This is a genomic window from Blastococcus litoris (assembly GCF_003075095.1).
GTDB lineage: Bacteria > Actinomycetota > Actinomycetes > Mycobacteriales > Geodermatophilaceae > Blastococcus_B > Blastococcus_B litoris.
Genome location: NZ_QCZF01000004.1, coordinates 419,666 through 431,884 on the forward strand (window position 1 = coordinate 419,666; position 12,219 = coordinate 431,884).

A 12,219-nucleotide genomic window follows, 5' to 3' on the forward strand; every position below is an offset into this window, starting at 1 on the left:
CTCGCGCACTTTCCGGCCCACAGGAGGAGCCATGCAAAGGACGACGTACGGATGGCGGCGATGACCGGCGTCGGCGCCCGGGCCGACGTCGGCCCGGCGAGCTGGGAGGTCGCCGCTGCAGCCGCGCTCGCGTGGATGGCTGCCGCCGCGCTGCTGCTGCCTGTCGGCCGCGGAGTGGCCGCCGTGCTCGACGGCGGCGGCTGGGTCTGGCCGACTGATGGCGCCGCCGTGGCCGCCTCGGTCGGCGGGCTTCTGACCGGCGATCCGGACACCGGCCTCGACGCGACACAGGCGGCGGCGCTGCCCGGCACCCCCGCCGTCTACGCCGTCATCGCCGCCCTGCTCGTCGCCTTCCTTGCTGCCAGCGCAGGTGCCGCTTGGACTGGACGGCGGGCGCTCGGGACGCCGACCGGGATGGCCGCCCGCAGCCAGGTGGAGCAGGTTCTCGGCCGCTCTCGGCTGCGTCGCGCCGCTGCCGTGGTCCGGCCCGACCTGACGGCTTCTACGGGTCGAGCCGGGCGGTCCGCCGAGCCGCGCGCGGTGGGCTGGCGGCTGGGCGCGTGCGCCGTCCCCGCCGGGGGAGAGCTGTGGGTGCCCTTCGACCGGACCGCCGGCGTCTACGGTCCGCAGGGTTCCGGCAAGACCTTGGACCTGCTCGCGCCGGCGCTACTGGACGCGCCCGGCGCGGCCCTAGTGACGTTGACCAAGGCCGAGGACCTCCTGCTCACCCTCGACGCCCGCGCCGAAGGCGGGCGGCCGGTCGCCGTGTGCGACCCGTTCGGCTCGGTCCCGGGAGTGCCCGAGTTGGTGTGGGACCCCGTCGCCGGTTGCGGAGATCCCATGGTCGCCGAGCGTCGGGCGAAGGCGTTCACCGCCGGCACCGTCGCCGGCGCGGTCACCGGGGGGATCTCCGACGGCGCGGCCCGTTTCTACGCCTTCGAGGCGGCCAAGGTGCTGCAGGCCTACTTCCACGCCGCCGCGCTGACCGGCGGCACCGTCGAGCACGTCCTCGAGTGGGCGGCCCACCCGCTGGCCGCGACCGCGCCGGCCGACATCCTGCGGGGCCACCCGCATGCCGCGCCGTTGTGGGACGGGCTGCTGCACGGTGCCCTGCAGGGAGACCCGCGAACCGCCGGAAACACCGCCACGACCGTGCAGCAGGCGCTGGCGCTGTTCTTCCAGGCCGACATCCGCCGCCGCTGCACCCCGGGGCCCGGCCGCCCGACCACCGAGGTTGCCGGCCTGCTCGCTTCCGGCGGCACCATTTACCTGCTCGGTCGCGACGACCCCTACGCCTCGGCGTCCCCGCTGCTGACCGCGTTGGCCGAGCACGTCCTCGATACCGCGCTCCAACTCGCCGCCGGCTCGCGGACCGGCCGGCTGTGCCCGCCGCTGCTGGCCTGTCTGGACGAGTTGCCGTCCACCGCGCCGCTGCCCACCCTGCGCACTCGCATGGCCAACGACCGGGCCCTGGGCGTGAGCTACATCTACGCCGCTCAGACCTGGCGGCAGCTGGTGTTGCTCTACGGCGAAGACGAGGCCCGGGCCCTGTTCGGCCTCACCAACGTCGTGATCGCTTTCGGTGGCGGCAAGGACGGCGATTTCTACCGCGAGCTCTCCGAGCTGATTGGCCGGACCCGCGTGCGCCGCACCTCCTACAGCTACCGGGGAGCCGGCTGGGCGCGGTCCACGCACGGCGAGGACACCCCGGTGCTGCGCCCGGAGGAGCTCCGCCTGTTGCCGCCCGGCCGGGCGCTGGTGCTCGCGGAGAACGCGCCGCCGCTGATCGCCCGGCTGACCCGGTGCCTCACCGGACGCCGAGGTGCGGCGCTGCTTGCCGCCCAGACCGCCGCGCGGAACCGGGTCGCGGCCGCCCGCGACCTCGGCAGCGCGGGAGGGGAGCGGACCCGCCGCGCATACGAGGCGACCGCCGGCGCGGCACAGACCGTGCCCGCGAGGTGGGAGTTGCCGTGACCGCCGTCCTCTTGGCGCCCCCGTTTCCGCGGCCGCCGCGCTGGGTCCGACACGCCCTGGAGATGCTGCGGCAGGCCGAGCTGTCCGGACTCGAGCCATCGGCCTACGGGCTGCTCGACCGGCCGTGGGACCCGGCGACCTGCTCTCCCCAGGTGCGCCGGGAGCTGTGGTCGTGGCTCGACGACGTCGCCGGCTGGCTCAACCGCACCTATGCCTGGCAGACAGCGCACGTCGTCCCCGCCTGCTGGCCTGCCCACCCGGCACTGGTCCGCGAGCTGGCCGTTCTCGCCTGCCTGCGCGTCGCAGCGGGCGACGCCACAGTTCCGCATCCGATGGAGGAGTGGCACCGCTACGCCCTGCCCGGCTTTCACGCCCGAATGACCGAGCGCCAGTCACTTGGCTGCCCGCCCGGTCGACACGTCGACTGGCCGGCCCGCTCCTGGGACGCCGACTACCGCACTCCGTCCGCCATCGCGGAGCGGCGTCGCCGCTTCGACGCCGACACCGGGGATCAGCCCTCTGACAAGGCACCGGGCGCTGTCACTCCGGACGGCGACGCAGGAGATGCCCCGTGAACGATGCTCCCCGCGCCGGCCGGTCAGACAGTGACTGGGTCACGATGCTCGGTGGGGTGCGGGTCAGCCGGCAGTGGATGACCCGACACACTCCCGAGCTGCTGGCCGCGTGGCTCGATGCCGCAACCGCGGCCCGGCGGCGGTCCATCGCGGCGGAGATCGTGCGCATCGCGGCCGAAATCGAGAGCGAGCCGGTCGGTGACGCCGAGCCCTGGGGCTCGGCGTGGGAGTCCGTCGCCGAACGGATCGACCCGCGTCTTCTGCTCGGTCCGGACTGGTGGCCCCTGTCCGCCGCCCTCACCCGCGCCGCAGCCGCTGGCTACGACGTCTCCGCCCGGCTGCCCGCACTCGGTGCTGCCGCGCCGCTGCCCAACCGGCACCCGGCGCGCGAGCTGCACTGGCGACTGCTCGACGACTGCCCGGCCGCCCTGCCCGTTCCCGACGCGGACGGCGGACCAGCCACGCCGCCGCCCAGATAACCAGTCGTGCACAGGCCGGCCCGGATCCACAGGTTTGTCGCCACATCCCCACTCACCGGCCGCGGCGACCCAGCCTCGGCGCAGTCCACCAAGCGAAGGAGAGCCACCGTGACCGTCGAGGCGAGCATCGACCCGCTCAGCTACGCCGCCTCCCTGCTCGACGCCGTCGGCGCCGACCGAGAGCACATCCCCGCACACATCGCCTTGGAGTGCCTGCAGGCCGCCGAGCTCCTCGAGCTGGCCGGCGGACACGCCCAACCGATCCCGCTCGTCGAAGACGACCCCCGCGCCAGCATCCGCGCCGCCATGGGCGCGCTCGGCCTGCTCGACCAGGACACCTTCGCCACCGGTTACGTCCTCGACGCGGCCCGGGCAGCCCGCCGCGCCTTGCGACGCCTGGGCTGACGATGGCCACCAGCCTGCAGCAGCTGCTCGACGCGCTCGCGGAACGCACCGCGGCGCCGACCGCCGTCGCCGCGATCGAGGACATCGCCGGAGCGCTGGGCCACCTCGGCCGCGCCGTCACCGGCTTGACCGACGACGGTCTCACCCCCGGCGTGAGCGCCCGGCAGCAGACCGCTGCCGACCTGGCCGCGGCCTGCACGACCGCGGGCAGGCTGTGGCCGCCCACCGGCGGACCGCTGACCGACCTCGCCGGCGCCACCGCCGACCTCACCGGCCGCGACCGCGCCATCATGGGTCGCGCCCACCGCTGGGCGGTCGCTGTCGAACTTGCCGAAGCCGCCGACCACTGCGCCCGGCTGGCGCACCGGCTGGTGCCGCAGGCTGCGGTCGCCGAGCTGGCCGCCGTCCGGCGGCTGGCCGCAGCCGTCGAGCGCGACGCCCAAGCCGACCCGCCGACGGCCAGCGGCGCGGCCGTCCTCGATCGCCTGTTGCCCGTGTTCGGCGTCCCACGAGCCGGAGGGGAGCTGACCGCCGTGGATGCCGCAGCGGCGCTGATCACGGCGCTCGACAGGGCCCTGCGCACCGACGGCCTGGCCCTGCGCGAATTCCGCGCCGCAGTCGCCGCCGCCGAGATCACCAGCGACTGCGCCGCATCCGTCGCAGCGGCTGCGGCGGGCGACGAAGGTATGACGCCGGTGCTGTCAACGGTCGCCTGGGAACTCGTCGGCCGGACCAGCATGACCTTCGACGACGGCCGCCGAGCCAGTCCGGCTGACCCCCACGGCGTCGTTCCTTGGGCATGCACCCTCGCCGACACGCTTCGCAACGACCTCGGCTCCCACCCCGACATCACCTCGCCGCGCGACCGGGTCGACCTCGCCCGCCTGACCCGCACGGTCCAGCAGGTGACCAACCAGCTTCCGGTGCTCGCCGACGGACTCACCGCCGCTGTCGACCGTTGGTCAAGGAACGGGCAGCTGTACGCCGCCGCCCGCGACCTGCCGCCGATGGACAACATGCCCGAAGACCGGATCCGGGAGGTCATCGCCGGCCGCCGAGTACAGGCCCGCGGCGCCGACTTCGACCGTCTCCGTCGCGCCCTCGCGGCGGCCACTGCGCTGTCAACCAGCCTGGCCGACGCCGTCAACCGCGCTGTGCTCCCGGGCGCTCCGATCCAGCGCCACCTCGCCGGTCTCTACGCCCAGCGGGCCCGGGCGCCCGGCTCGGGAGAGCGACTGCTCAGCCATGCAGACACCGTGGCCCAGGCCGTCGCACCATCCCGGTCTACGCCATCGAGCAACTCTCCGGCGCCAGGTGGCCCTCCCCGCTACTGACGTGCGAATGCTCGCCGAATCTGAGCCCAGAACCTCCCGCGGCGGGGCACTGGTCCGGACGGACGTCCGGCGTCGCATCGGTCTGTTGCCGTCGTGGGGATGGCTCGCTCACCCACGCCCGCTGCCGTCGAGAACGGCAGCCTGACCGCTAGGCGTGTTGAGCTCTCGTCACTCCGACGCCTGGGATCAGGTGGCTCGATGACCTTGATTCCGGCGTTCGTCAGGATGCCCAGATCGAGCCGCCATTCATGGGCCGACCGTCTCTCCCACAGTGCGCGGGCCTGATCGATGTGGGCGTCCGCCTGGCCGACCGACCACCCATTCACAGCGCGAAGGTGGGCTTTCGCCTCGGCAGAGGTACCGGTGACCTCGGCGAAGCCGAAGTGCGTTGCCCGGTGGCAGGACCAACACAGCGCGATCAGACGCCGCAACGTCTGGGTGTGGGTGTCCTCGTCGTACTCCCAGCGCTCGTGGGCTTCCAGGCGCTGGCGGTCACGGCCGCGAGGCGCGCCGCAGGTCTCGCAGCGGTGACCGGCTCGCCGGTAGACCATGGACCGGAGGGCTTCCCACTGGCCTTCGTCCACGCAGCTGCGGACGTTGGTGAACCAGCAGGTCGCTGGGACTAGGTGGACAAAGACGCCTTGGCCGAAGCTGCGGTCCTCCCCGGGCAAGAGCTCGAGTGTCTGGGCTTCCCAGTTCGCGAGCTTCGGTAGCAGCGCCACGTGGGGCGCGTACCAGCGGCGAGCGTCGGGATCCCATCGGGCGCCGGCGGCCTTGGCAGCGTCCTTCTCGGCGTATGGCACATCGAGCCACAAGCGCTCCGGCATCGATACTCCGTTCTCACTCGTGTGTGCTGACTATGCAACCGAGTACCGACATGACCCGAGCCGGATGCTTCGAGTCGCCGTGGCGGTGACTGCTCAGCGAACTCCCGGGTCCTCGGGGGAAGCTCTGAAGGACTGCGGAGACGCCCGTTGACCGGCCCGGGGAACATCCCCGGATGCGACACGCCCCGGAGCCCCGAGTTCGCTGCGAACGAGCCGAATCAGGCGTCGGAGGCTTGGGCGACGAAGGCGGAACGGCTCGCCCTGCTGTTCAGCGCTCCAGGCGGTGCAGGAACTCCTGAGCCAATGACACCCAGCCCTCGAGGGGGACGTCGCCATCGATGACTTCCAACGCGAACTCTAGGTCGGATGTGTCTTCCGGATCCCAATCAGACTGGCGCGAATAGATCGAGAGCTCGCCGCCGCTGGTGTCCCAGAACAACGCCCACGCCTGTTTCCTCTCAGTCGCCCTGGTCATCACCCAGACGCCGTCGAGGCCCTTGCTGAGGTCCGTGTTCACTTGGGGAAACCGGCCCCGGTAGTCCCATCTCCGCCACGCGCCGGCAAACGCGAGATCGACGCGCACCTTGTCGAACGGCAAGGAAGTGCGCCCGCAGAGCACTAGGCCAAGGGCTATACCTTCTGAGATGGCGTTGCGTTGTCTGGTCGGGGTGATCGCCACGTAACGCATCATGTCTCGCTGGCCCTCGCGCTTGGCAAACGACATTTCGCGGCGACTGACTCCCACTTAGTTGCCGGAGCGTTCGACCGCCGCCGACGCTAACGGGAATGGCGCAGGTCGGCCGGTGTGCCATGCGACTGCAGTCCTGTCCGACTTGTCGGGTGCCGATCCTCGTAGGAGGGCGTTGAGCTGGACGCCTGTGGGCGACCGGTCGTGGTCTGGCGAGTAGTCGCAGTAATCGGTTGGGCGTCGAGCACCGCCTTGTGGACGGCGCCAGGCGGCACGCCGAGCGCCTCGGTGACCCGGTCGATGTGTGCCAGCCACCGACCGGGTGGGAGGGCGACGATGATGGCGCTTACGTCACGCAGTGCCGCCTGGAGGCCCGCGGGACTCCGGTCGGAAAGCGCCGCGGTGAGGCGCGCGTCGAGGAGGCTGTCAGCGAGACTGCTTGCGGCGTCGATCGCCATCCGAAGCGCGGTCGCCCCCTCGCAATCAAACAGGTCGGCTGGGTCACGCCCGTGGGGAAGGGCGAGCCGGCGCGGGTCATCGCCACGCCTGGTGAGCTGCCAGAAGGCGCGCTCGGCGGCCTGCTGCCCGGCGGGGTCGCTGTCGGTTGCCACGAGGATGCCGGGACGGTCAATGCGGATGTAGGGGTCGAGTAGGCCTGCTTGCGTGTCGGTCAGGGCGGTGCCGAGGATGGCGACACCGACGGTCTGCCCTGCACCCGCCAGGGTGAGGGCGACGGCGTCCAGCGGTCCCTCAACCAGAGCCGCCGTGGCCCCAGCGGCCAGCGCGGCTCGGCTCTCGTGGAGCCCGAACAGGTGCTCGCCCTTGCGGTACAGGTCCGTGCCCGAGGTGTTCAGGTACTTGGGCCCAGCTTGTCCGTCATCCGATGCGGTGGGGTTGCGGCGGGCGATGAAGCCGACGATCGCGCCGTCGGGGGCATGAATGGGGAAGGTGAGCCGGTCACGAAAGCGGTCGATCAGCGCTCCGGTGCGGGCGCGCTGGGCGAGCCCGACGGCGAGCAACTCGTCCTCCGTGGCGCCGAGGCCGCGCAGATGCTCCACAAGTGCGGTCCAGCCGCTCGGTGCGTAGCCGGGGGTGAACCGCCCATCGTCGGTCAGGTCGGTGGCCAGCCGCTCGCGAAGGTAGCCCGGCGCCCAGGACTCTGGGAATCGCGCGGTGAAGAAGGCGGCGGCCTGGGTGTTGAGCTCGATGAGTCGGGTGCGGCCGACGACGGCCGTGGCCCAGAAGTGCTGCTCGAGCAGGTAGTCCGCGTCGTCGCCGGCGGGGTCACCCGTGGCGGTGACTGTGAACGGGTCCGGCGTGAACCACTGCGGCGCAGACGCCGGCGGAGGGGTGTCGTACTCGGGGTCGAACGGCATCTCCTCGTCGCTTAGCCTTACGTCCGCGGGCAGGAAGGCGGCGGACAAAGGGACGTCGACAGGTGGCAGGAGGTGCGCGTCGTCGGGCGGCCGCAGGTCGGCGGGCAGCGGTTCGGGATACTGGACGCGGGCCGGAGCGGGGTCGGTGAGGGCCGCAATCCGGAAAATCAGCGCCTCTACCAGCCCGGTTCCGTTGCCGGTCACCGCGGGTGGAAGACCGGCGACTGCGGCGGTGAGCAGGTCGGCGGCGGAGCAGCCCGCCCGGGTCCCGGTGGCGACGGCGGCGACGAGAGCGGGCCATGCGGGGTCGGCCAACACGCGCTGCCCCTCCTCCTCGGATAACAGAGCCGGGAGACTGGCGCACCAGTCAGGGCGCGGCACGGCCGCACCTGGCCCGGCGGCAACTGTTGCCGGAGCGAAATGGGGTGCCAGCCGCCACCAGAGGGCCCCGGCAGGCAGGTCATCGGGCAGCGGCCGCTGGGCAGCCACGGCGGCGAGCATGCCGGCGGCATCAAGACCGGCGCGGGTGGCGGCGGCCAGGCGGTCGTTGAGGACCGGCCAGTGTTCGTCACCGCGGATGCGCGGATCGATGCCGTCGGCAAGTGCGGCCCACACCGAGCTGTCGCGGGTGGGCCCGGCGGCGATCACGGCCTGATCCAGTCGTGCCTGATGACGGCGTTCGCTGGCTGGCGGTCGTTGTGGCCCGGTGGTGCGCCGGTCGTTGTCAGGAACCGCGAGCGCGGCCCGCCAGACGCCGAGCTCAGCCCGGAGCGGGGCATAGTCCGGGCCCACCAGGTATCGCGCCCAGGCGGGTGCGGTGGCCGTCGTCATCTCTGAGGTCGCAGCGGCTACCCGTGCCGCGCAGGCGGCGAGGTGACCGGCGCGGGCGGTCAGGTAGGGACCCCAGTGTGGATCGGCGGCCAGCGGGGCCGGTATGCCGGGCAGCCAGGGCAGCGGGCCCGCCGAACCTGGCATGGGCAGCCGCCAGTCGAGGACGGCCGCGGGGTCGCTAGCGGTCTGAAGCTCCCGTGCCTCGACTGCGGCCCTCAGGACGGCGACGGGCTCCTCACCGGTCAGGGCCAGCAATGCCAGGTGCCCGCGGAGCGCCGGCCACGCTGCGGCACTGGTCAGCCCTGTCCACAGGCGTTCAGCAGCGGTCTCCAGTTTTTCTGCAGTCTCTGCACCGAGGCGGTAGCTGGCGGCGAAGCGCAGTGCGTCCGCGTACCGGTTGGCGGCGGAGTGCAGCTGCTCGGCCGGGTCGAGCAACGACTCATGGCCGCCGGTGGCCGAGGTCTGCGCGCCGTCCCGGGCCAGGATGCCGGCCAGCAAATCGGTGGCGGTGGGCGGAGACACGGCGGCAGGGGTGACGATGCTGTGCGGATCGCCGTCGCCGACGGTGGCCAGGTAGACGTGGTTGGCATTGCGGCCGCGGGACAGCGCCACGTAGAGCAGCTGTCGGGACTCGGTGCCGCCAAGCACGGTGTGACAGGCCTCGGCGGTGACCCCCTGGGCGCCGTGCACCGTGGTGGCGTAGCCGAGCTGCACGTGCTCGCTCACGTAAGCCGCCGGCAGGGTGACCCGTCGACCAGTATCGGTTTGGATGGCGGCCAGGCTGCCGTCGGCGTGGACAGCCGAGACCGTCCAGCGGTTACCGTTTTTCACCCAGTCGCCCGCAGTGATCGGGAGAGCCCGGTCGTTCGCGCGGGTGACGATCATGTCCCCGGCGCTGGCCCGGGTGCCGTCCGCGAGGATCGCCTCCAGCCCCACGGGTTCCCGCAGCCGGGTGAGGCGGTCGGCTCGGGCCCGCTGGTTGAGCATGAGGACGGTGTCGCGGGTGGCGGCAAGCAGCAGGGCGTCGGCCCCCCGTTCGCGATCGGCGGCCCACGCCAAGTATGCCTGCTCGGCGCAGGTCGCCGGATCGCCGACGTGCACTCGGCCGGAGTCGAGATAGAAGCCCAGCCCGATCGTGTCCCCATCCCGGATGGCGACGGTCGCCGCGGCCTCCGCCGGATTGGAGAACCGCACCAGCTTCGTCAGTGTCACCGCGCCGTGCGTCGCGGCGATCTCCCGCAGGACACCGCCGGCGGCGACCGAGGCCAGCTGCCGGTCGTCGCCGACCAGCCGCACCGACCCGCCCCGGCCCAGCACGAACTCGACGACGCGAGAGAGCTCGAGCGTGCCGGCCATGCCGGCCTCGTCGACGATGACGAGGGTGCCCGGCCCGACGTCGGCCACCCAGTCGGGTCGCTGGTCGGCGTCGAGGGCCCAGACGAGTTTCGCCACGGTGTCGCTGTAGGCGGCGACGGCTTCCCGCAGCCCGGTAGCGGCCACCGCCGACGGCGCCAGACCCAGCACACGGCCGCCGCCGGCCGTCCAGGCCCGGGAGAGGACGGCCAGCGAAGTGGTCTTGCCGGCGCCCGCCGGGGCGACGGCCAGCTGTACCCGGGCGCCGCTGCCGGCCAGTTCCCGCACCAGCTGGGCCTGACCGGGATTCAGCTGCCCGCCGTTGGCCGCCGTCTCCAGCAAGGCCAGCTCCACCACCGTGGGGTCCACCCGGCGTCCGTCAGTGCGGCCGGCGGCGGTGAGCAGCCGGGCCTCGGCGTCCAGTACCGCCCGGCACGTGTAGAGCTGGGCGCCGGCGACGCTGTACACGCTGGTCCCGTCGGACCGGCGCAGCTCCGGCGGCTCGACCACCGGATCAGCTCCGCCTAACGGGATGGATAGGGCGGGGGATAGGGCGGCCTCGGTGATCCGGTGCACCGCGGCGTCCACGTCGCCGGGCACGAGGGCTGCACCGCGCACCACTCGTTCGGCCTCGGCACGGACGTGCCAGAACTGCCAGGTCGCGCGCTCCCCGGCAACCGTGGCCAGCACCCGGCCGGCGGCCGACTGCACCCATGCCTCCGTGACGTCCGGTGCGGGATTCCTTGTGGGGTGAAGGACGTCGTCGAGCATGCGGGTCAGCGGGGCCGGTCCGCCGAGCACGCGGAGCGCCTCCTGCCGCCAGGCGGCTCGTTGCTCGGCGAGGGAACGCGGTTCGTGCTTGGCCTCCCGCGTCTGCAGGGTGGCCTGCTGGGCCAGGGCGATCGCCTCCGACGCCGTCGGCGTCCGGCCGTGTTCACGCTGAAAGGCGGCGGCCAGATGACCTCGGCGGACGTCGATGGCCCGCCGCCGCGACGACCAACTAGACAGCAGCCGGGAGTCGATGCCGAGGATCTCCCGCACCGCTCGTTTGCCCGAGTCCCCGCCGGAGCGGTCGGTGAAGCGGACCCCGAGGCGGTCCACCAGTCCTGCTTCCAGGAGGGTGTTGTACCGCTCCGACGCCGCGACGTTGGCCTTGTACAGGACTCGGCCGTCCAGCGCCCGCCACTGGCCGTCGGTCGTCTGCACCTTGTTGCTCACGGCCACGTGGGTGTGCAGATCGGGATCACCGGCCCGTGAGTCGCGGTGGGTGAACGCCGCAGCGACCAGCCCCGTCGTCTCCACCTGGCGAACTCCGTCGTGGCCGAGCCGCGTGAAGCAGGCGTGCCGCTCCAGCCATGTCAGCGTGTCAGCGACGGCGGTGGCATGCGCGGCCTCTATCTCCTCCGCTACCGCCCGCGGCGCCAGAGCCCACAGGGCCGATACCGACTTCACTGGCGAGAAAGTCAGGTCGAAACCGGCCACCGCGGTGGTGGCCGGGCGGGACGCCTGGGCGATGAACCCGGATAACTCCCGGGCATCGGACGGTGGCCGGCCGTAAGTCTCGGCGAACATGGCCCGCGCCAGCTCCCCGCGAATTCGAGCCCGCTCCTCCTCTGGAAGGGCGGCACCAGGCGGCGAGCCGCAAGCCGCGTTGATCGCGGCGTACTCCTGCGCGCAGCGGGCCTGGAGACCGTCCGCGGAAACGGAGAAGGTGCGGAACGGCACGCCGAGGGCGCCGGCGGCGCGGGACTCCTCCGCAGAGCGTCCCGCCGACAGGCTTTCGTGTTCCAGCCGCGCCGCATCCGGATGGCGGCCCTGCCCGAACAGGGCTTTCATCTGCTGCTCCTCGACCGGTTGCCCGGCGACCACCCCGACCAGTCCGGTCAGTCCGGTGCCGGCCCACACGCCCGGCGACTCACCGCGCTGCGAGTAGTAGTCCCCCAGGCCGACGTGGCCGCGCTCGGTCGCGTCAAGCGCTGCCACCTGCCGGGTCAGGTACGTGTAGCCGTCGCCGGCAGTCAGCTTGTGCAGCGACATCACGGCTGCGGACGGTAGGAAGGAGACCTCCAGTTCGGCTCCAGTCGCCTCTCCCTCGGGGTCGAGGCAGGGCGGATTCGCGTGGCACGTCGTGCAAGTAGGTCGAAAGCACTTCTCGGGTGCACTGGCATCAGTCCTGCCGCAGCTCAATCCACGGAAGCGGACCGGAGGTGAGGCCGGACGAGACGGAAGTAGCGGCGCGGAAGGGGATGGACCTCGGAGAATCGACGTCAGATCCCGCCATGGCGTCGATCGCCGGAGGGCCCGAGCGCGCCCCAGTTTGTTGAGTTCGGGACACGGAACTTTTGTCGTCTGTGCGGCGGTAGGCCGCCGCGTGCCG

General features: G+C 72.4%; 8 protein-coding genes. 5 read left to right on the forward strand and 3 right to left on the reverse strand.

What is annotated here, in order from left to right; translation table 11 throughout:
• Positions 1-51: 51 nt before the first annotated feature.
• The 5 genes from DCS98_RS11660 to DCS98_RS11680 all read left to right on the forward strand — a co-directional run bounded on the left by DCS98_RS11660 (position 52) and on the right by DCS98_RS11680 (position 4,767).
• Positions 52-1,974: a type IV secretory system conjugative DNA transfer family protein gene (locus tag DCS98_RS11660; RefSeq protein ID WP_241037618.1), complete on the forward strand. Its 1,923-nt coding sequence runs from the start codon at positions 52-54 to the stop codon at positions 1,972-1,974.
• Entirely contained in the window at positions 1,971-2,549 is a 579-nt protein-coding gene (locus DCS98_RS11665; protein WP_116451501.1) for a hypothetical protein, read from the forward strand. The genes DCS98_RS11660 and DCS98_RS11665 overlap by 4 nt, the downstream gene beginning before the upstream one ends.
• Entirely contained in the window at positions 2,546-3,028 is a 483-nt protein-coding gene (locus tag DCS98_RS11670) for a hypothetical protein (protein ID WP_116451502.1), read from the forward strand. The genes DCS98_RS11665 and DCS98_RS11670 overlap by 4 nt, the downstream gene beginning before the upstream one ends.
• Before the next feature lie 108 nt (positions 3,029-3,136).
• On the forward strand, positions 3,137-3,433 hold the full coding sequence (locus tag DCS98_RS11675) for a hypothetical protein (RefSeq protein WP_116451503.1): 297 nt from the start codon (positions 3,137-3,139) through the stop codon (positions 3,431-3,433).
• Between the two features lie 2 nt (positions 3,434-3,435).
• Positions 3,436-4,767, forward strand: coding sequence for a hypothetical protein (locus tag DCS98_RS11680; RefSeq protein WP_116451504.1), 1,332 nt, complete (start codon positions 3,436-3,438; stop codon positions 4,765-4,767).
• Here DCS98_RS11680 and DCS98_RS11685 read toward each other — a convergent pair.
• From DCS98_RS11685 to mobF, 3 genes are all read right to left on the reverse strand, one after another.
• Entirely contained in the window at positions 4,761-5,594 is an 834-nt protein-coding gene (locus DCS98_RS11685) for a DUF5710 domain-containing protein (RefSeq protein ID WP_116451505.1), read from the reverse strand. The two genes, DCS98_RS11680 and DCS98_RS11685, sit on opposite strands and share 7 nt — an antisense overlap.
• Positions 5,595-5,862: 268 nt before the next feature.
• Positions 5,863-6,273 (reverse strand): hypothetical protein, encoded by a 411-nt coding sequence (locus DCS98_RS11690; RefSeq protein ID WP_164704521.1) that lies wholly within the window; start codon positions 6,271-6,273, stop codon positions 5,863-5,865.
• A 98-nt stretch (positions 6,274-6,371) separates the two neighbouring features.
• The gene (gene mobF, locus DCS98_RS11695) at positions 6,372-11,879 is read right to left on the reverse strand and encodes a MobF family relaxase (protein ID WP_116451572.1); all 5,508 of its coding nucleotides are present in this window, start codon (positions 11,877-11,879) and stop codon (positions 6,372-6,374) included.
• Between the last annotated feature and the right edge of the window lie 340 nt (positions 11,880-12,219).